The sequence below is a fragment of the Heyndrickxia camelliae genome (assembly GCF_002844575.1).
In the GTDB taxonomy this organism is placed as follows: domain Bacteria; phylum Bacillota; class Bacilli; order Bacillales; family Bacillaceae_C; genus Margalitia; species Margalitia camelliae.
In genome coordinates this window covers 1-19,248 of the sequence record NZ_PIQO01000017.1, presented here as the reverse complement: position 1 = coordinate 19,248, position 19,248 = coordinate 1, and the positions used below count along the sequence as shown (strand labels likewise).

The window sequence follows — 19,248 nt, the reverse complement described above, 5'->3', positions numbered from 1 at the left end:
CACATCCTTATTATCCATTTAATTTAATATATTAAAATCGTCTATGTATATTTGATAATTCACATTACCTTTATATTCATTAACTTTTGCTTTCCCTACTAATTCTATTGTTTCAGCATTTTGCATTTGTTGAAAGATATCACTAGATTGTCTAAACATAATAAACTCAATTTCATTATGTTTAATTGAAATCGTATCCTCTTTTTTCCCTATTAAATGTAATTCAACTTTATCTATCTCAATATTTTTCACTAATATTAAAGTTTCCTCTAATCCTTTTCCCCATAAACCTTCTAACTCACAAATTTCTTTTAAAATGCTTTTGTTTAAAGATGTATATGGGATTTCAAAGTCAATTTCATAGATATCTTCAAAAGAAACGTCTTTCAATAATTCATTTAAAGCTTTATTTGCTGCTTGTATATTTTCCTCCTTTATCTCTAGTCCAAATGCAGATGAATGTCCTTTTGCCATTTCAAATAATCCTGTTTGTAACACAATATCTTTCAATTCCTTAAATCCACTTTGATCATATCCTCTGGCACTGCCTTTTAGATTTCCTTTTTCATTCTTGCCACTAAGAATTAATGATGGTCTTTTAAATTTTGATGAAATATGATTAGCTATTAAGCCAGTTAAACCATTTTCCATTTCAATTCCATGAACAATAATAACCTTATTTTTATAAAGTTCTTCATTTGTAACTTTTTCTACTATTTCTACAGCAATTTTATCTCTCATTCTGTTTTGTTTATTTTTTGCGTTGTAACATCGTCTTGCCATATCATCAACTAATGGTACTAATATTTCATCTGACCCTCTTGGTTTATAAGGAACACGTTCCTTAGTGCCAATAAATGCTTTAAACATATCAATTCTGTCTTGTAAACTACCAATTCTGGTTACTGCATTAATCAACGGTGAAATATAAAATCCAACAGAAGTCGGATTTATTTTTCCATTCAATGAATATTCTTGTTGTTTGATTAATGCCCTAAAAAAATCATTATTAATTTCATTTAAACCTCTATTTACATAATATCTCGTTTCTTTTTCTTTCATAGACATAGAATCGGCTATATTCCCTAGGGCAACTAAATCTAAAAAATAATCTGCATAATTAGTCCAAAAATACACATCTAATCCTTTGCAAACTTTATAAACTACACCTGCAGCACTTAGGGAGAGATTGTTTCCACCTCCAAGTTGAGGATTTACTACAATTGCATATGGACTTTCACCTAATTCAATTTCGTGATGATCTATAACAACAACTTCAATTCCTCTTTCACTTAATTCTTTATGTATATCATGTTCATCACTAGAAGAATCCGGTATAATCACTAAATCCACATCTTCCGGTATAACAACATCTTTTATTCCATGTTTCTTTTCTTTGTGAACATGCCATTGAATATCAATCTCATTGTCTTGCAATTTGATATATTGATAAATTATGCTTCCACTTGTATAACCATCTGTATCAGCATCAATTACAATGTAAATTTTTGATTTCTCTTCAATATGTCTTCCAATACAATTTATTGCTTTCTCAACATTAATTAGTTTTCGCCAAGGAATCTCTACTGAATGATCTAAATTCAAGTATTCATCAATATCAGTAATTCCACGATTTTTTGCAATTGTTCCTTTAACATCAAATATGTAGTCATTATCTCCAATTAGGCGATATTTGAACATTAAATCAACCTCTCACCTTAAATTTATTTTTATAAAGTGCTTCCCATTTTAAAGGATTATCACTTGGACTTTCTTTTTCATTAAGAATTTTTCCAGCTTTATCATAAAGACAATATACGGTTTGATTCTCTAGAAATTTATTAAACTCATTTGGATAAAAAGTTTTATCAACTTTTCCATCTTTACCGATTTCAGCACCTTGATCATAAGCTATTACAATTGGCACATTTAAATAAGTCAGTTTTTTTACTTGAGTAGGCGATAAAATATGTCCGCCAATTGCAACAGCATTTTTTATACCTAATGTCCAAAGTTGCATTACTGCCTTTTCACTTTCCACAACAATTACTTCTTGTCTCTCTTTTATGTATTGCTTGGTTTTATTTAATCCAAATAGAACTTTTGATTTAGCACATGAATGTAAATAAAGATATTTATTTTCGTCATCATTTACTTTTTCCTTAAATAACCTGCCTTTAACACCAACTAAAAAGTTTAACTCATCTCTAATTGGTATAGTTACCATATGGTAAAAAAGGTCATAACCTAATTCGAATTCGATTTGTGTTTCATAACTAATTCCATCCTTTTCAAATAAATCATTTACATAATTACCATAGTAATTTAATATCCTTTCATCAAGAGGTTTTAATTTCTCACTATCTTCATCTTTACTTTCCTGAGATACTTTCCACATATCTCTAATCCACTCAGCAAATTTAGATTTCTTTATTTCTTGACCATAATAATCATATTCACATACATCACACAACCACTTAATACTTTCAGTAATATAAGTCCCATTAATAAAAGACACTAACGATATTATGTCGCTTCCACCATAAGGATCGATAATGTTTCTCGTATAAGCATCTACATGAAGATTATCTGTATAAATTACAGTAGAGTTTATTCTATCTCCATCCGGCATTCCACAAGTTATGTATTTTGAATTATTAGGATTAATATGGTGCATTCCAAGCGCTTCTAAGACATCAATAATTTTATCATCGTTTATAATTCTTTCCTTTAAATCTAATGCATCCAATTAAAACCACCTAGCCTAAGATTTAATTAAAAAGCCTTTTTCTATCCATTTATTCCGATCTAAATCTACTTCCGTTACTAAAACACTTCCCTTTCCCTCTCCACGGTTTTTAGCAATCTTTTGTCCGTAATATGTTTTATTAATATCTAAAGGATATTCTCCCCATTCATTCTTAATCATGTATTTTCCGTAATCTTTTGGAGCTAATCTTTTTTCTAGTACCATATGATCTACTACATGATAAAGCTGCTTTGCATTTGCAATATTATTTGATGTTAGATCAAAAATATCAATGAAATGTGTTTCATCTGTAAGCTGAATAGTGACATATGCCCCTATATTCATTTCATTACAGATATTTTTAATATGGGTTGTTGTTTGTTTGACTGTTTCCCACTGGTCTGTTTTATAACCTTTTAAAGTATCATAAAAAACGTATTGAACACCTAAACCAAGAACATGCTTCTTTATTTCACGTTCTAAGTCTTCATCAGAGTATTTATTTAATTCCAAGAAAAATATCTTTGATCTTGCAGCTATCCAATCACCGACTGTTTCTGAAATAAACCTGAAGTCTTCTTCTGATTGGTAATTACCCATTAAAATATCAGCTTCTCTAATATCAATTAATCCAGACTTTTTTTCTTTATTTAAGAAATTAAACTCGTAATTATTGCAAATTGTACTTGCTTGCATTGCATACCATTCATCTTCATCCTGTTCATTTACTAATACCAAAATTGGAATTTGATTAAGAACACCCATAAAGTTTACAACTTTAGCCATCCTTCTACTTTTTCCTTCGTTAGAAAGCATTCCATCAACTAATACTTTTTTCTTTCTTAGCCCACGAAAATATTTATTCCACATGTCAAACGGAATAGTTGCTCCCATATCAGGAGATTCACGCCATTGTGTTAATTTATTAGAAAATTTCTTTCCCAAGATTACAGAACTTTTTCCTCCACCGATAACTGTATTGATATTATCAACATTAAATCTCATTGATCTTACAATATCTTCTGCTTTCATTTGAGTGAACTTAGGATGTTGTAATACCTTCTGAATTGGGAATCCTTTTCGTTCAAATTCTCTTACCAATGAATATTTCTTAACGATATCAAAATACTTTTTTATATCACTTGGATCTGATAATTCCATACTTCGTTCTATTGTTTTCCATCCACCAATTGACTTAAATTGCTTAAATCTTTCTTGTTCTTGTTGCATAAAAATAGTAATCTTTGATTCGTTTATTTCCTGTGAAAATGTTTGATAGTAAAGAGCAAACATATCATATAAGAATCTTACATCTTCATCATAAAAATCATATTTTGATTTAATTAACTCAGAATAATCAACGTACAATATTGGTTTTGAATAAATAGCCCCAACTAATAACGCTTCTGTTGCCAAGTCAAAGTTATCTCTAATATCTTCTGCCAATGTAACCCCACCTTATAGCAATAATTCATCCATTACATCTAATAAGTCAAATTCATCATTCTTATCTTTTTTATTTACTTTCTTAATAATATTGGAGTAATTTTTTGATTCATGTATTTTAGATTCAATATCGATTTTTGATAAATTAGATTGTCTTTCTCTTTCTTTATATTTCTTATAGTCTCCGTAATTTCCAATGACTACAGCTAAATCATAATTCATTCTTTGTCCTGTTTTTTTAAAATTTTTCTTCATTGCATTTTTATGTAGATAGACAGCCATTGTTCTATAAATATCTAATAACGTTACATACGAAATTGGTTCATTTACTTGATCATGCGTACCTTTAACAATCTCAGATACCTTCATACAGAAATATGATGGCAAGGAACTATCATAGTAGTTTTTAATCCATTGAAAAAACTCATCTCTGTCTAACGTTTCTTGAATTTCATTTTTTGTTATTTCCATCCTTTCTTCTAATTTTTTACGCGCCTCTTCTTCTGTATATTTCTTTTTTATTAGGTGCTGAACATAACATTCAACATGATAATACTTTCCTTTTTCATCTTTAATATATTGATCACTAGATGTATTAATTGTCTTTATTGGTTTTATTCCATTTGCTTTCATTTCCTTCGATATTTTTGGATCACAATAATTACATTTCAATAACATATTCTTCACCCCTATTAAAACAATAGGAGAGAATAATATATCACTCTCTCCTATTTAATTAATTATTCAGTTGCTAATGATAAAAATTTCTTAAGGTCTTCTATTTTTTCAATTGCATTAAAGTCTAAATCAAGTCCAGCTTTTGATAATTTTGGTCTTAATGCCTTCTTTTTAGATGGTGACAATGAATCTATCGCCTTTTGAATTTCTTTTCTATAATCCTCTACTGTTTGTGGCTCAGTATTTACCTCTATAGGTGTTGTATCTTGGTTTTTTGTAATACCTTTAGCAATTACCTCTTCATCTTTACTAATCGAATCTTCATATCGATCTTTCAATACATTTGATGCTTTCCCTTTATTCTTAGTAATGACCTCTTGCCAATATAAAGGTGTTGGTTCATCAATAATTTCATTTTGTTGAAACACTTTTGTACGATCTTTTCTCATAATTTGAGCTTTAATTGTCCCATCTTCATCTTCAAAATGTCTCAGAACCGTATAGAATTCATATTCTGCACCATCCCATGTATCAGGAATTTTACCAACCTCAACTAGTTGCATTTTTCCATCAACATTAGACATTACTTTTTTCGTTTTTTCTCTAGAAGTTACAACAACATATTTATCAGTTCCAGTAATCAAACTACGTAAAAGATTTTTACCCTTCATTTTAATCTTATCGTGATCTTTAAACTCAAGACCTGCGGTAGCTTCTGCAACAAATTGTTCTGTAGCTGTTTTTTCCTGAGACTTTGCTTTTAATTTTGCACGTTTCTCAGAGACATTGATTGCAGCAAATTTCACATTATCACTGATTACAGTAATACCATCAACAATAATTACATCAGCAACAAATGGGTTACCATCTGCATCTAAAACAACTTCTAAATCTCCATCTTCATTCTCAATCATCAATTCTTCCTCATTCATTGCCTTTGTTGCCCACTCTTCAACTTCAGCATACGTTGTTGTATAAACCAGAAGTAAATTGTTAAGATCAATACCTTGATCCTCTAAATCTTCTAAATAGTTATCAACGCTACCAGTTTCACAATCAATATACAATACTCGTAGTGGACGACCATCCTCATTTTTCATCTTCATGAAATCTAGTGAAAATGAAGATTTCCAAGTCCCTGCTTCACCAAATACAAAGAATTTTAAACCTTTTTTAACTGCACTACCTCTTTTTGCTACTGCCACTATGTAATCACTCCTATTACATTATAAGTTTTTTATAATTTACATTAATTTATTTTTATATTACCATGGAAGATCATCATCACTAATTTCTACGCTTTCTGTTGCATCACCCCATGAACCTTCTTCTTTCTTAGTCTTATTAACTTGTCCTTCTGATTTTAATTTTTGGATTGCATTTTGTATATTTTCCTCAGTAAACGTTTCAGTATCAATTGATTCTGGATCTGCTCCAGTAATAACTAACTCTCTAATATAGTTATTATTTACACGTTTAAATGAATCAGTTTCTCCCCAAACAGCCTTTGATTCCTGTACATCATCAGCATCAACTTTATTAACAATATTTCCCCAAATATCGATTGCGGTAAATGGTTTGAGTGATTTTCTAAATTGATTTGCAAGTGCAGTGTTATAAACAATGAACTCAGTATCTTCAATGGAATTCCTTGTAACAATTTTAGCTTCTACAACAAACTTTGTTTCACCTTTATCATCAGATTTTTGAATTCCTGTAAAAATAATTTTTTGTTTAAAGTCTGATATTTCTTTATAGTCTTCAGCTTCAAAATCAATATCTTTAGCTAAATAAAGATTCTTCACTAGAAATTTCTTACTTCGCTTTACTTCTCCCTGATCATTGGTAAATGAAGAATAATCTAAATCTCCTCTTACAAATATTGAAGTATCATCTTTCAAAGCATTACTTATTTCTTCCGCAGCATCAAAATCGATCAGATTATTAATAATATTTTTTCCGTTCTCATCTTTTTCAAGACCAACCTTAACCCCAATAACATTAAAACCTTGATCTTCATAGTCATATTTTTTATCCCAAGGTACTACTTTTTGTTCACCTGCTTGACCTTTTGTTTCTGATTGTTTAAATAGATAAACATCCTTATTTTTATATCCTTCTACTTGAACATATACAGTTGAATCCTCATTAGTTTTTAAACCAAAGTTTAAAGTTTTTTTTGTACTTCCACTATCATATGTATGAGTTTTTAAAGCACCATCTCTTTGTAGTCCAGTAGCTAATCCTTTGATTTGAAAAAATCCTCTTGTTTGTGGTAAGCCATGTTTTGTTTTAGCCATATTAATAATTTCCTCCTCTTATTCCTTATCAATTTTTTTATGTATTACGATAAAAAATCTCTTTTATGTGAATTTCAACTTCATGCGAGTGAGCATGAGAGAGTACGAGTGAGATTGAGCGTGTTTATTTTGGTGGACTTCTCCCAATTAGAGTCTGTCGTGTAGTTAACAATTCGACCTCACCACCTTTCAATATATAATTTAATTTTATTATTTAACTAACAATTCCTAACTCGTTTGATAATGTTATGTACTTCTTAGCATCAAAATACCAACCATGCTTACTTTTTAATTTACTATGATTCTTCAAATATACAACTCTACCTTTTCTAACTACTATAAACAGGTTACCATAGAGATAAGCTTTATTTCCTATTTCCTTTTCGAAGTCATTTCTTGGCTCAAGTTCTGTTGCACATTGAACATTTCTAGTTAATTTCTTACAAGCTTGATCATATGAGATATCTTTGTTGCCTTTAACCTTTGTCCTATAATACTCGTAAACTTCTGGTTTTAATCTTAATAGTTTCATATTTTCACTTCCTTTCGTTATTGGGTACATTATTAATATTAGCAATTTAATTATATATTGTCAACTGTATTTGTTAATTTATTTTTATTATTTATTTTCAATATATGCAGCTAACTCTTTCCACCTCGCAAGAACATTAGAACTTGTGTGATCATTGTCCTTATCTAACCTCAATAAGGAGGTGATAATATGGGTATTAAAATTAAAGGCTTTGATAAGCTTCAAAAACAACTTAAACAATTAGAAAGAAATGCTAAAGAACTTGAACAAACAACATCAGTATCCTTCGCTGAACTTTTTACAGATTCATTCATGAAAACACACACTTCTTTTGACGAAATGTTAGACAAATCAAAATTCACCGTAGAAACCTCTGAAGACTTTAAAGCAATTCCCGATGATGAATGGGACATTTATGTTAAATCCAACACTGAATTCAATACTTGGCAAGACATGATAGATCAAGCTACTGAAGAATATATTGTTAGAAAATTAGATTTATAGGAGATGAATTCATTTCATCTCTTTTCTTTTTTAATGAAATCATCATTTTATTATGTATTTAATTAATAATTATGCTAAATTATGTATTCTCTGATTTATAATATCAACGTACTCTTGACTTAATTCAAATCCTATGTAATTCTTTTGCATATTAATACAAGCTAATAAAGTTGTACCACTTCCAGCAAAAGGGTCTAGTACTATTCCATTCTCTGGAGTTATTAATCTAACTAAATACTCCATTAATTTCATCGGTTTAACTGTTGGATGATTATTAAATTTTCCTTTTTCCTTTTTTGCTGCTTTTGCACAATAAAAGAATCTCGAAGCCCCACCAGAATCCCCATGCGTATCTTTTTTTGTAAACCCTGTTAATTTTCCGTAAACATTTTGACCATCACCTTTTCCATATGGATGACCAGCTTTCATGAAGCCACTTTTTAAAGTTCCACTCTGCTCATCAAGAATAGAAGCAGCTTCCTCATCAAAAATAATATTAGCAGGAAATCTTCCTAGTTCATTTGCATCAGCTCTTGTCTTCATTCCGGCTTTTTTATTAGCAACTTGTGTGTCATCAACATAATCTACTGTTCTGTTTGATCTTCCTGAATTATCATATGTACCTTCAATCCTAGAATCATCAATATTGATACCACCAGTTTTCCATCTAAGAACATTGTCAACAATAGATTTTTCACTCAAAGGTTTCCTTGCCATAACAATTGGTTCATTAGCAGGCTTTAGAGCAGTTCCCCATCCATCCCAATGTTTTGCTAAATCTGTTGATGGTGCCGTAATGTCCCATGACTCCATATTTTTATTACTATTTAAAGTTTCAACATGATAAGCTTTCGACTTAACATTCGGTTCATTTTTTAATGTTGGATGAACCCTTTTCCCAACTATCTCTCTTTCAGCACCAAATTTTTTATCAATACCTTTGCTTATATTATATGACTTAGGAAACCCACTCCCATAAATCCATTGAATTTGATCCCTAATTTCAAATCCAGCATCTTCAATTGCACAGGCCATTCTGTGATATGTACGTGTTCCTCCAAATGCTAATAGATGACCGCCAGGTTTTAATGCTCTTAGGCACTCTTTCCATAAGTCAATATTATAAGCAATTCCTGTTTTATCCCACGACTTACCCATGAATCCTAATTCATATGGTGGATCAGTTACAATTGAATCTATAGAATTATCATCTAATTGTTTGAGTAGTTCTAATGAGTCACCCTGATATACGTTATTAATTTTTAACATTAGATTCCTCCTAAACCATTAATTTATTTAATATAAAAACAACATTTCATTAACATTCGATAACTCCGTTTGTATAATCAACTAAATAAAACCACCCTAATCCTTCAATAAAATAATCAACTCTGTCATAATTGTAGATGGTCTTAGAACATTGTCCTAAATCATTGATTATGCTTTCTATTTCTTCAGTAGCCTTATTTTTATCACTCACAATAAAGAAAGTAAGATATCGAGTAACTTCATTTCCTCTATCATTCATTAATGCAAGATATTTTCCACTATTATTTACAAAATCTAATAAACTCGGTTTTGAATAAGTCATTTTTTATAACTCCTTTTATATTTATTTAATTTAACTTGTCGTTTTAAAGTGAATCCAAGCTCTCCAATAATCCATTTGTCATCTTACTTTCATATGAACGCCTATTAATCCATTTCTTTGCATAGTTAATCGAATCATTTAATACTATTTCAGCTAATTCTCTTAAATTTCTTTTTGGCTTTACAGTCCAGAATAATATTCGATATGGTTTGTCCTCATAAGCCGAATCCACGTATTCTTTTAATACCTTCTCATCTTTCAATATAAAAGTTGTAAAATCTACACAGTTTACGGCATGCCATCCGTTCCATGAGAAATTTGCCTTGATAACAACTTGATAACCATTATATTCAAATTCCTTAATTGTCTTCATTTTTATCTCATCCTATTCTATTAAAATGTCACATTTATTTGCTCACAAATTCAATTTTTAGTTTCTCCACTTGTTCATTAAAGTCTTTTGTTAATTGTGATTCAATCCAATTGAAAAACTCCGTTTCTGTAAATGATTTAATTAAATCTATATTCGTGAAAAATAATTTCATCAAATAATCCTCGGAAACAGCATAGTCATACATTTGATCAATCTCTACTTTAATATTTCCTGTAGTCATTTCAACTCTAAATTCATTTATGTATTGACTTCCCCAGTCACAAGTATCACAACCACCATATGATTCTCTATCTGTGTAGATTTCTGTAATTCCACCGTCTTTTAGTTCAATTAACATTTGGCTTCCTCCTTAATTCTTATTAAGATACTTCGAATGTTTACTTGCCATTTGCTGCATAATTGGATTGTTTCCGATTAGTTCAGACGGATGTTTGATATTTAAATCCAATCCATGTTCATTTAATTCTTTAAATTTATGACCGTTTAAGTGTTTCTTGTAAAGATCCTTAATCCTTGTCATATTACCATCCAAATTCCATAGGCATATAACCTTGTTGTTGAGTTCGAATAATGTCTCTCAGATCAGTTTTCGGTTGTTGAATATCAGATTCAGTAACTCTTATTAAGAATCTCCATTCATGATGCTTAGCTGGAATGCCAGTGTGAACTTCCCACCAATCCCACATTACAGGAACACAAGAAGGTGCTTCGTATGTTTCTAATTCACCATTTAATACTTTTTGATTAACTTGTGAAGAAACCATTTTATATAATTTTGTATCAGGTTCATCAGGTACTGCTAAATCAATATTTCTATCTTTAATAAATTTAGTTAAACATGATGTTCCTGTTACTAATAAATGAAATATTGGACTATCCATTTCTTCTTGTGCATGAATATTCGGCGCTTGTTTTGCTGTAGGATCTAAGTTTGCCCCTCTAGGTACTCCATCTGTATGCCATCCCGGAATAGCAGGACACATTCCCGGTATTAGCATATGAATTTTTGTATCTACAATTATGTATTTCTTTTTCATTGTTAAATTCATTGATCCAATCGCAGCTCTAGTTAAATCACCACCATATTTCAAAGCATCTTCAAGTGAAGCATTATGTAATCCCAAAGTATTTTTTACTAGTTCTTGTGAAGGTTGTTCAATTGGTTTTCCAAATACAGGTTCATTTCGATTAAATAGCATAATATCATTCTCCTTTTTTATTATCAATTTATTTCCTATAAACAATCAAAGCCGATCCTTCAAGTTGTCCTTCTTCGTTATGAAAATAACCAATTAGGGAATATTTAATATCAATTAAATTACTCTCATCAATATTTTCTTCATCAATAAACTTATTAATATTGAAATCTATGTCTCTATACACTGAGTTAGGTTTACCATAATTTTCAGTTGAAGCATAAATTAATTTGGTTTTTAACATAAAATAATCCCTTCTTTCCTAATAAAAACATTCATTTATTTTAATTACACAAAAACCTTCTCAACTGTTTCTAACTTTTCTCCATCCTTAAAGGAATATCTATCCACATAATATGGAGTGGATGGTGACAAATATTTTTCCAAGTATTCTTCTGCTTCCTCTTGTGAATGGAAAGTTCTTGTCTTATTCCAAACTGGTTTATCATCGAGATAACTTCTAAATCCACCACTCAGTATATAAGGAATACTGACATATCTATTATGATTAGTTTTTAGTACCCATCGTTCTCTGTTCATACGAACCCTCCCATCCAAATTACAATATAAAGATAAATTTATTACATATTTCATAAATATTAAGCTTCTACAATCGGAAAATGTATGCCGTTCACAACAAATGAACCTACTGAATAGTAATAGCCTCCGTTACCTGCAACTGCTGGCATTTCTGCCAAAGCAATCGGATTTTGATTGTGGAATAAAGTAACTTTAACTTCATTTATAGTCGTATCATCATTTGGAATATTGATCTGCTCACCAACTTCTACATTTGTAATTACAGCATCTAATTTAACATTACTGAATTTACCGCTTGCACTTGCACAGCAATCTTGTTCACTTTCCTCAAGTGTGACAATTGTACCATCATCTAGTACAAGTTTGTCTTCGTTCCATTCAACAATGCGTTTATAAAGTAAATGTTTATTCAAATCCTTCAAATCACCGTAATTCATTTAAAATTCCTCCTTATAATAAAAGTCTGTTTTTATCTTAATTAAGTTTGTGAATTTAATTTTTAAATGTTGATTTAATAAGGTTTGCTTCACTATCAAATTCACAAACTTTTAATAAACATCATCTTTGAAATGCGACATTAATACTCGTCTTCAAAATCCTCAAATTCGTCATCGTCATATTCTACTAAAACCTTTGCATCTTCCCATTCAGCTCCACATTTACTACAAACCATATCTCCATCAAAATTTCGTGGTGGAAACGAATTATCACAATACTTGCATTCCCAATACTTCGCCATTTTCAATCTCCTTTCTCTTCGTACTACGGCTTTTAGTAACCACCGAATGATGCGGTATCAATTCCGTTGTAGTAACCCATATTAATCACAGATTCATCTACCCAGTAACCCTCGTCATGGTCAAATCGAAATACTATTAAACACCCATCTCCGTCAACTATTGGTGCGGTATATGTGTCGTAACATGGAGTCCCTTTTTGCCAATAAGTCATAACTTTACCTAAGTGGGGATGTTCTATTTCTCCCCATTCTTGACCATTTGACCAAGTTAGAGTATGACCTTCGTGAGTTTCAGCAATAAGTTTCTTTTCGCAATCACATTTGTGCCAACTCTCTGTACTCGCAAATAATTCACCTGTTTTACCACATTGATAGATTTTGATTTTTAATTGCTCCATATTCTCACTCCTTTACTTCGCATCATGGTTCTTATCTGAATGATCATTTTATTAAACTAAAAGATATACTGTTTAAGTTTTTCTGTATCTTGTTCTATAAACATGATAGCTGTCCCTAATTCCAGTGCCACAGTTTTATTTATATCTGTATCAAGTGGGAGTCCTTCTAAAAATGTTTCTAAATGAGATATTCTCCTCTCATTAGACTCAATTGCTTGTTGCCGTAATATTTCTTTTTCTTCGTTACTCATATTCATAACTTTTCCCCTCCTTCAATTATTGTACTTTTATAGTAATTTAATTTTATTATTAAGTCAAGAATTATTTTCCATTAAAACCTTGCTTTTATGGTATTACTTTTTAAATGGCTCAATAAATTGCCATTTCAACCACTTAATGATTGTATTCCATTCAGCAATAATTGGAAATGTAATTAATGCTAAAATGATCCAATAGTATGCATTATCCCCTATCAAAAATGAGAGTACCCAAACTGGTAAGAATAATATTACACCAATAATTACCAATGCTATAATTAGCATAAATACCGTAGTAATTATTAAAGTTAGTGTTGTAAATACACTTTTCCTCAATCTGATTAAGAATTCATTCATCAATTAATCTCCTTTTCTATTAAAATAACTCTTTGATCACCATAATTCTTTCTTAAAAATGTTAAATTGGATTCCATCCTCTTTTTCCTCAAAAGTTGAGACTGCAGATGTTGGAACAATAATTTGTATATTTTCCATCGTACTTTGGTCATGCCGTGCTGCAAACTCTTCTCCTCTCACTAGCCTTTTAAACGAGGTTTGATCAACCCATAAAATAACTTGACTCATAATTTTTACCTCCCTTAATTTAAAATCACGCTTTTATCCTTATACTAATCATGCAGATAATTCTTTATATACTCATAGACAGTTATACTTCCATCTAATCTGCAACTGTGAGCTAGATCATCTTCTAATCGCATTGCTAATTCAAAAATAGTCGTATTGTGTAGGGTATCTATTTCCTTTTCAGAGAAACTCATTATTTTTACTCCTTATATTATAAGTTGTTCTTATTTACCTCATTCCACCGAGCTGCTTTTTCATCGTAAACATAGTAACTTGTTTCGAATTCCCCCATAATAATCAGTGTTTATAGACAACAACATACCATCCGTAAATTCTATTACTGTTTCATTCCAGTCTGTATTTTTAATAGATTTAATAGTTTTACCTGCAAACAATTTATTCACCCCATTTCTCATGAAATTGCACTTTTAATTTTTTTTTATTACTTAAATCTTGTTCAGATAGTATATTGTAATCTAATAAGAATTCTCGAAGATTAACTTTAATATCTTCAATACAACTAAACCTTCCTGCATCGAATACTGGAATATTGTAGCTTTTTTGCAATTCTTAATGCTTGACCAGTTCCTCCCTGTCCCTTACCATTCTTAGTCCAACAGATAATAAAGTTAGAAGGTGATTCAAGATCATATCCCAAAACTTGATGACTGTTTCTTGCTTGTAGTTTTTTCGCACCATCTGAAAGACGATTCCAATTTGGATGAAATTTTTCTGCAATCTCAAAAGCTTCAATATTTGATACAACTAATTTTGAGTTGGACTTTTCAAAACCTCTCCACGGTAAGTATATTTCTTTAGTTCCATTAACTCGATCACATCCGTTTTCAAAAGATTTGTCAGCACCATCGGCTCCACCAGATCGTAACGTTAATCCTTTTAAAGAGAAGTAAGCAGCTATCTTCGTGAAATATTCCAATACATCTTTAGGTGTTTCTCTAGAACCAATTCCGGCATAATATGTATTCATTTAATTCTCCTTTTTAAGTTAAAATCTAAATTTTAAATGATTATTCCTCTAAGTCTTTTTCGATTATACTTGCATAACTACAATTTGCCATATATGCATCGTTTTCTTGCCAGTAAAAATCTACATCTATTTCATTAGAATAATCATAATGATAATAAACTTCATACCCTTCATTTATTAGATATTGGGATGCTCCCCTATATGAAGTAAATACTTTTTCAATCCAATGTCTATGATCCTCATATGACTCCCCATTATCAACATCAACCAAATAAACTTTCATATTATCCCTCCTAATGAAATCGAACTTTTATTTCCGATATATAAAAAATGTAGTAACTGCAAGAAATCCTAAAATACCAAACACGAATAGCAATAAGAAAAACATGTTTGAATTCTTATCCGCAAAGTCCCAAAATGTCATTTACTCACCTCTTTATTAGTAAAAATCAATATCAAATTCGCATTTCATTATTAATTTAATCTTCTTTTATTACCCATTTCTTGACCTTTACTTCTTTTAACTCAACCTCTGTACATTCAACGGTTTCATCATACTCCCACGGACTTTCATCTTGCATCTCTGTAGCACCTTCTCTGTAATAAGCTTCATAAAATTTCCCTTGATATGGAAAAATTATTCTATGATGAATACTCCAACGAGAAGTATCTGTAATTTCATCAAATATTGCTGTGTAAGGTAAATCCAATTCGTTTATCATAAATTTTTTATCTAAATTAATTTTCATTTAAAACAACCCCTCTTCCTTTACAATGCTTACATTCAACTACAGGTTCATTGATCATTTCCATTAAATTATGTAAAAAAGTATCGATATTATTTTTCAAATCTGTGTAATCCTTCCCTGTAAACGGTTCGACAACTGGATAGCTATTGTATGGCTTTGGTGCTACCTCATAGATTTTTTGAGTTCTATTTCTTTGGTATCTTTTTTCATATTTTGGTTTACGTCTAGAGTAAGCAGCATTTACATTAACTTCATACGAATGTGGTTCATACAGTTCTATTACCTTCTCAACAGTGAAATAAAAGTCATAGTCACTCGTTACTCTTGCATATTTAGAATTAATATTTGACTTTACATGATTACGAATAATTCTGTATGATTCTTCTTTTGTTAGATAACAAGGCTTTGTTTGGAGTAAAACAGGATGAGTTGTAATTCTGTCCAATAAACTATATTTAGGTTCATGTTCCATTTTTACAATTTCAAACTCGCCATCAATTTCTTCAGCGATTGTAATTTCAAAAGGAATTTCTTCAAAACCAGCTTCCTGTGTTTCATATTTGAAATCGTATAATCCTTTTACTTCATAAAAATCACTATCTTCATCTATGTATGATTTATTAATAACTTTAGGTGTTAATTCAGTTTCACTGAACCCCTCTTTGAGTTCATATCTTTCATTAATTCTTTTTGCTGGTAATTGTTTTTCAATTTTAGTTGGCATTTGTTTAAATTCAAACCAATCTTTATGGTAGGTTTTAGTAGGTTTTTCTCCATCATAAAAATAGTTATCTAATCTCGTATGGAAGTAGTTTTCACCGTTGATATTATCTGAGATTAATATTTTACTTTTAGTCTTAATCGCTACCAATTTTAAAGTTGAATCATTTGATTTATACATTTATATCTCTCCTTTTTATTAATTTATTTTTCTAATAAATTGTATGTTTGAATGTGATTTAGTCTTTAATGATATTTAGCACTAAGTACTCCCCATTTTCTTCCTCCATTAGAAATATTGTTAGTCCTCCATCTTCAACTATTCGCAATGTTCCTTTTGTCCAATCAAGATCGCATTTATTTGTATAGACTTTCAGTGGATTAAATGACATTAATTTACCTCCTTTTTGTAATAAATCAATCTTTTTATTAACAACAACACATAGTTAATGTCACTTTTTTTCGTTTCCTCTTGTATGTAAAATATCTATTCAAGTAGTCATCATCTTGGTTACACTTTCTCCAACCATTCATTCTTAACTCATGCTCTTTTTCACGAAACTTTTTCCATCCGTCATCCTCCCATTCGTAAAACTTATAATCGCCACGAACAATGTTTAAATGTAGGTTTCCAATCCACATGGTCGTTCCTCCTTTCAGATAAATAATTTACATTCAAATGAATCTTATATTGTAACTCACTTTTCCCACAAATAATCTAAGAAGCCTATATACTCATTTAATTGCTTTTCAGTCATGTCATCCAAATTCTTAGGAATTAACTCAAACTCTTCTTCACTACCCTGTATAAACTCCCTGTAAGTCTCTGTATTCGTAGCATTCACCTCTACATCACAAATGCGTAAATCCAAATGTTCTTGTGTTATTCTCATTCAAATCTCTCCTTTTGTTTTTTAATAAGCCAAATTCATCAGATCATTATGTAATAATCGCTTAATCATTTTCTTGATTCTTTTCACTTTCCTCATCCTCCTTTATTTCTTCAATAAGTAAGCATTTAGCTGCAATTAAATAATCGTGAACGTAATCTAAGTCCCCTAAACTTAACCTCTTATTTCCCTCATTTAGATTCTCTAAGGCTCTTTGACCACTGTTGATCATCTTTTGAATTTTCGACTGAATCAAATCCACCTATACCACAACCTTTCAAACGTAATTATTTATTTAATTACATTATAAACGCAATTTAGAATGGCATTTTCTAATTTTTCATCGGTATATACTTCAACTTTTCCACCATTATTAATCTCACATGACCATAAGTTGAAAATGTTTAATTGAATGTTCACTAACATTTTATGATTCTTTAGCAAAACTAAGACCTTTTTTAAATCGCCAGCGTTCTGAAATGGATTGAATACTCCACAAAAATAACCCTCTTCTGTTTTATAAAGATATGAGCTTACCTGTTCCCACTGCAACAACTTTTCAACTATTATGCTATTAATCTTTATTTCATCCATATCCAAACCCCTTTATTCGATTCTATATAAATAATGATAATTTAATTTTATTTGTAAGTCAAGAATAAATTTCGAATTTTTCTAATAAAAAAGTCACCATTGAGTTGTAATTTTTTACAATGATGACAGTCAATTTTCCTAATAATCTATTATCTCTATTTGATTTTTATTTGTTTCATATGTTAAACTAATAATTGTAAGACACTTCTAAGTTTTACATCTGTAAAGACAGCGAGCATCATTCAGTCCCTATCTGAATGGTGCTTTATTACTTTCCAATATCCTCTTCCTCTTCCCACTTAAAGAAATGATCATCCACATCAATCATATGTAAACTACCATCCATTAATTCTACTTGAAGCTTACAACTCTTAACATTCATGCTATCAAACTTTGCCACAAAGTCATTAAATTGCAGATTCATTACTTTTGAAATTGCTAGTTTTAAAGTGCCTAAGAATTGTTTCATATAATCGCTCCCCCTAAAAATTATTAAATATTGAATTAACTTGTTCGATATTTTCTTAGTCACCTCCTTAAAATACGAACAACTGTTCCTATCAGTGTTTTTATTATACATCTAATTTCCTACATTTACAAGCAACTACAAAATATTTCTTGCTTTGCCTTGGTAAAACTTGCTAAAATAAAACAAAGTTAATAGTAAAATTGACATGCCATAGGGGGACTTTCTGATGAGCCAGTCCATCGGAAAGTGTCTACTTCCAATGTTATTGAAAAAGCGTAAATGGACACAAGTTGATCTTGAAGCTGTAACAGGGATACACAGGAACCAACTTAGCGAGTATATTAACAATAAGCGAACAATGTCACTTAAAAATGCTCGAATTATTGCTAATGCGCTTAGATGTCACATTGATGATTTGTATGATTGGAAAGTGTAGACACGGTGATAAGGGATAATTTCTCCTTATTCACTACCCCACAAACAACGTTTTCGTTGTCTTAATGAAATATTGAAATCATTTCAAGTAGCGTAATATAATTGTAAATTATGTAATTGTCGTTTGTCATTGTCTATTTTTGTCGAATTGATTGAAACCTTGTCGAAAATGATGGAATTTATGTATATTTTTAGAAATTCATTGTCCACAACGTTCCAATTATTACTATATATACAATCGGATTATTTCACATGTTGATTTATTTTTATATTGTATGTAATGCTCAAGCCTTTTTCGGCTCAAGTCATTTTGTATTATTGTTTAATTACTTCCATATAATTTATCAATATTATCTTTATTTATATATCCTCTTAAATAGGTTGTATTATAATATTCATATCCATTATTGATTACTTTACTCAAGCTAAATTTTTCACCTATAACTTCAAAGTCTTCTTGTGTTAATTCCTCTTTATCACCAATTAATTCACTT

At 30.3% G+C, this 19,248-nt stretch carries 35 protein-coding genes; 2 read left to right on the top strand and 33 right to left on the bottom strand.

The genetic code is table 11. The annotated features are described in order from the left end of the window. Nucleotides 1-18: 18 nt before the first annotated feature. The 7 genes from CWO92_RS18355 to CWO92_RS18325 form a co-directional block, all read right to left on the bottom strand. Complete coding sequence (locus CWO92_RS18355) at nucleotides 19-1,701, bottom strand: DHH family phosphoesterase (RefSeq protein WP_101355666.1); 1,683 nt, start codon at nucleotides 1,699-1,701, stop codon at nucleotides 19-21. 4 nt (nucleotides 1,702-1,705) lie between these two features. Then, the gene (locus CWO92_RS18350; RefSeq protein WP_101355665.1) at nucleotides 1,706-2,749 is read right to left on the bottom strand and encodes a toprim domain-containing protein; all 1,044 of its coding nucleotides are present in this window, start codon (nucleotides 2,747-2,749) and stop codon (nucleotides 1,706-1,708) included. Nucleotides 2,750-2,764: 15 nt separating this feature from the next. Then, nucleotides 2,765-4,195 carry a replicative DNA helicase gene (locus CWO92_RS18345; RefSeq protein ID WP_101355664.1) on the bottom strand — a complete coding sequence of 477 codons (1,431 nt, stop codon included), beginning with the start codon at nucleotides 4,193-4,195 and terminating at the stop codon, nucleotides 2,765-2,767. A 12-nt stretch (nucleotides 4,196-4,207) separates the two neighbouring features. Continuing rightward, complete coding sequence (locus CWO92_RS18340) at nucleotides 4,208-4,873, bottom strand: YorH family phage-derived protein (RefSeq protein WP_101355663.1); 666 nt, start codon at nucleotides 4,871-4,873, stop codon at nucleotides 4,208-4,210. A 62-nt stretch (nucleotides 4,874-4,935) separates the two neighbouring features. Then, on the bottom strand, nucleotides 4,936-6,078 hold the full coding sequence (locus CWO92_RS18335) for a hypothetical protein (protein ID WP_101355662.1): 1,143 nt from the start codon (nucleotides 6,076-6,078) through the stop codon (nucleotides 4,936-4,938). Between the two features lie 60 nt (nucleotides 6,079-6,138). Beyond that, nucleotides 6,139-7,173, bottom strand: coding sequence for a YorF family protein (locus CWO92_RS18330; RefSeq protein ID WP_101355661.1), 1,035 nt, complete (start codon nucleotides 7,171-7,173; stop codon nucleotides 6,139-6,141). Nucleotides 7,174-7,387: 214 nt separating this feature from the next. Further along, complete coding sequence (locus CWO92_RS18325) at nucleotides 7,388-7,705, bottom strand: YorE family phage-derived protein (protein WP_101355660.1); 318 nt, start codon at nucleotides 7,703-7,705, stop codon at nucleotides 7,388-7,390. Nucleotides 7,706-7,894: 189 nt separating this feature from the next. On the opposite strand from CWO92_RS18325, the gene CWO92_RS18320 reads away from it, so the two are divergent. After that, on the top strand, nucleotides 7,895-8,209 hold the full coding sequence (locus tag CWO92_RS18320) for a hypothetical protein (protein WP_207767813.1): 315 nt from the start codon (nucleotides 7,895-7,897) through the stop codon (nucleotides 8,207-8,209). 69 nt (nucleotides 8,210-8,278) lie between these two features. On the opposite strand, the gene CWO92_RS18315 is transcribed toward CWO92_RS18320, so the two are convergent. From CWO92_RS18315 to CWO92_RS18215, 25 genes are all read right to left on the bottom strand, one after another. After that, the gene (locus CWO92_RS18315) at nucleotides 8,279-9,478 is read right to left on the bottom strand and encodes a DNA-methyltransferase (RefSeq protein ID WP_101355659.1); all 1,200 of its coding nucleotides are present in this window, start codon (nucleotides 9,476-9,478) and stop codon (nucleotides 8,279-8,281) included. Between the two features lie 49 nt (nucleotides 9,479-9,527). After that, nucleotides 9,528-9,800: a hypothetical protein gene (locus CWO92_RS18310; RefSeq protein WP_101355658.1), complete on the bottom strand. Its 273-nt coding sequence runs from the start codon at nucleotides 9,798-9,800 to the stop codon at nucleotides 9,528-9,530. A gap of 43 nt (nucleotides 9,801-9,843) precedes the next feature. Continuing rightward, nucleotides 9,844-10,173, bottom strand: a complete 330-nt coding sequence (locus CWO92_RS18305) for a hypothetical protein (RefSeq protein ID WP_101355657.1) — start codon at nucleotides 10,171-10,173, stop codon at nucleotides 9,844-9,846. A 34-nt stretch (nucleotides 10,174-10,207) separates the two neighbouring features. Then, nucleotides 10,208-10,531 carry a hypothetical protein gene (locus CWO92_RS18300; protein ID WP_101355656.1) on the bottom strand — a complete coding sequence of 108 codons (324 nt, stop codon included), beginning with the start codon at nucleotides 10,529-10,531 and terminating at the stop codon, nucleotides 10,208-10,210. 12 nt (nucleotides 10,532-10,543) lie between these two features. After that, nucleotides 10,544-10,714, bottom strand: a complete 171-nt coding sequence (locus CWO92_RS25540; RefSeq protein ID WP_165786713.1) for a hypothetical protein — start codon at nucleotides 10,712-10,714, stop codon at nucleotides 10,544-10,546. A 1-nt stretch (nucleotide 10,715) separates the two neighbouring features. Beyond that, a complete protein-coding gene (locus CWO92_RS18295) occupies nucleotides 10,716-11,393 on the bottom strand; it encodes a hypothetical protein (RefSeq protein ID WP_101355655.1) in 678 nt (225 codons plus the stop codon). Nucleotides 11,394-11,421: 28 nt separating this feature from the next. Then, the gene (locus CWO92_RS18290) at nucleotides 11,422-11,634 is read right to left on the bottom strand and encodes a sporulation protein Cse60 (protein ID WP_101355654.1); all 213 of its coding nucleotides are present in this window, start codon (nucleotides 11,632-11,634) and stop codon (nucleotides 11,422-11,424) included. A 44-nt stretch (nucleotides 11,635-11,678) separates the two neighbouring features. Further along, on the bottom strand, nucleotides 11,679-11,930 hold the full coding sequence (locus tag CWO92_RS18285) for a hypothetical protein (protein ID WP_101355653.1): 252 nt from the start codon (nucleotides 11,928-11,930) through the stop codon (nucleotides 11,679-11,681). A gap of 59 nt (nucleotides 11,931-11,989) precedes the next feature. Next, the gene (locus CWO92_RS18280; RefSeq protein WP_101355652.1) at nucleotides 11,990-12,367 is read right to left on the bottom strand and encodes a DUF7448 domain-containing protein; all 378 of its coding nucleotides are present in this window, start codon (nucleotides 12,365-12,367) and stop codon (nucleotides 11,990-11,992) included. Nucleotides 12,368-12,507: 140 nt separating this feature from the next. Next, nucleotides 12,508-12,669, bottom strand: coding sequence for a hypothetical protein (locus CWO92_RS25535; RefSeq protein ID WP_165786712.1), 162 nt, complete (start codon nucleotides 12,667-12,669; stop codon nucleotides 12,508-12,510). A gap of 32 nt (nucleotides 12,670-12,701) precedes the next feature. Next, nucleotides 12,702-13,067 carry a hypothetical protein gene (locus CWO92_RS18275; protein WP_235851637.1) on the bottom strand — a complete coding sequence of 122 codons (366 nt, stop codon included), beginning with the start codon at nucleotides 13,065-13,067 and terminating at the stop codon, nucleotides 12,702-12,704. A 56-nt stretch (nucleotides 13,068-13,123) separates the two neighbouring features. Then, complete coding sequence (locus tag CWO92_RS18270; RefSeq protein ID WP_235851636.1) at nucleotides 13,124-13,324, bottom strand: hypothetical protein; 201 nt, start codon at nucleotides 13,322-13,324, stop codon at nucleotides 13,124-13,126. A gap of 96 nt (nucleotides 13,325-13,420) precedes the next feature. Continuing rightward, the gene (locus CWO92_RS18265; protein WP_133120580.1) at nucleotides 13,421-13,684 is read right to left on the bottom strand and encodes a hypothetical protein; all 264 of its coding nucleotides are present in this window, start codon (nucleotides 13,682-13,684) and stop codon (nucleotides 13,421-13,423) included. Nucleotides 13,685-13,717: 33 nt separating this feature from the next. Next, nucleotides 13,718-13,909, bottom strand: a complete 192-nt coding sequence (locus tag CWO92_RS18260; protein ID WP_101355650.1) for a hypothetical protein — start codon at nucleotides 13,907-13,909, stop codon at nucleotides 13,718-13,720. Between the two features lie 44 nt (nucleotides 13,910-13,953). Further along, nucleotides 13,954-14,103 (bottom strand): hypothetical protein, encoded by a 150-nt coding sequence (locus tag CWO92_RS25530; protein ID WP_165786711.1) that lies wholly within the window; start codon nucleotides 14,101-14,103, stop codon nucleotides 13,954-13,956. A gap of 326 nt (nucleotides 14,104-14,429) precedes the next feature. Further along, entirely contained in the window at nucleotides 14,430-14,897 is a 468-nt protein-coding gene (locus tag CWO92_RS18255) for a hypothetical protein (protein ID WP_207767812.1), read from the bottom strand. Nucleotides 14,898-14,937: 40 nt separating this feature from the next. Then, complete coding sequence (locus tag CWO92_RS18250) at nucleotides 14,938-15,180, bottom strand: hypothetical protein (RefSeq protein WP_101355649.1); 243 nt, start codon at nucleotides 15,178-15,180, stop codon at nucleotides 14,938-14,940. 196 nt (nucleotides 15,181-15,376) lie between these two features. Beyond that, the gene (locus tag CWO92_RS18245) at nucleotides 15,377-15,646 is read right to left on the bottom strand and encodes a hypothetical protein (RefSeq protein WP_101355648.1); all 270 of its coding nucleotides are present in this window, start codon (nucleotides 15,644-15,646) and stop codon (nucleotides 15,377-15,379) included. Continuing rightward, entirely contained in the window at nucleotides 15,636-16,547 is a 912-nt protein-coding gene (locus CWO92_RS18240; RefSeq protein ID WP_101355647.1) for a hypothetical protein, read from the bottom strand. Before CWO92_RS18240 ends, CWO92_RS18245 begins: the two co-directional genes overlap by 11 nt. Nucleotides 16,548-16,605: 58 nt before the next feature. Next, nucleotides 16,606-16,758, bottom strand: a complete 153-nt coding sequence (locus tag CWO92_RS25525) for a hypothetical protein (protein ID WP_165786710.1) — start codon at nucleotides 16,756-16,758, stop codon at nucleotides 16,606-16,608. A gap of 37 nt (nucleotides 16,759-16,795) precedes the next feature. Further along, on the bottom strand, nucleotides 16,796-17,008 hold the full coding sequence (locus tag CWO92_RS18235; RefSeq protein ID WP_101355646.1) for a hypothetical protein: 213 nt from the start codon (nucleotides 17,006-17,008) through the stop codon (nucleotides 16,796-16,798). 56 nt (nucleotides 17,009-17,064) lie between these two features. Then, entirely contained in the window at nucleotides 17,065-17,259 is a 195-nt protein-coding gene (locus CWO92_RS18230; RefSeq protein WP_101355645.1) for a hypothetical protein, read from the bottom strand. 61 nt (nucleotides 17,260-17,320) lie between these two features. Beyond that, nucleotides 17,321-17,518: a hypothetical protein gene (locus CWO92_RS18225; RefSeq protein WP_101355644.1), complete on the bottom strand. Its 198-nt coding sequence runs from the start codon at nucleotides 17,516-17,518 to the stop codon at nucleotides 17,321-17,323. Nucleotides 17,519-17,547: 29 nt separating this feature from the next. Beyond that, nucleotides 17,548-17,850: a hypothetical protein gene (locus tag CWO92_RS18220; RefSeq protein WP_101355643.1), complete on the bottom strand. Its 303-nt coding sequence runs from the start codon at nucleotides 17,848-17,850 to the stop codon at nucleotides 17,548-17,550. 268 nt (nucleotides 17,851-18,118) lie between these two features. Then, a complete protein-coding gene (locus CWO92_RS18215; RefSeq protein WP_101355642.1) occupies nucleotides 18,119-18,319 on the bottom strand; it encodes a hypothetical protein in 201 nt (66 codons plus the stop codon). Nucleotides 18,320-18,545: 226 nt separating this feature from the next. Between CWO92_RS18215 and CWO92_RS18210 the strand changes: the two genes are divergently transcribed. Next, nucleotides 18,546-18,755: a helix-turn-helix domain-containing protein gene (locus CWO92_RS18210; RefSeq protein ID WP_101355641.1), complete on the top strand. Its 210-nt coding sequence runs from the start codon at nucleotides 18,546-18,548 to the stop codon at nucleotides 18,753-18,755. 321 nt (nucleotides 18,756-19,076) lie between these two features. Here the strand turns inward: CWO92_RS18210 and CWO92_RS26770 are convergent, their stop codons facing one another. Continuing rightward, nucleotides 19,077-19,238 (bottom strand): hypothetical protein, encoded by a 162-nt coding sequence (locus CWO92_RS26770; RefSeq protein WP_496197112.1) that lies wholly within the window; start codon nucleotides 19,236-19,238, stop codon nucleotides 19,077-19,079. Nucleotides 19,239-19,248: the final 10 nt, after the last annotated feature.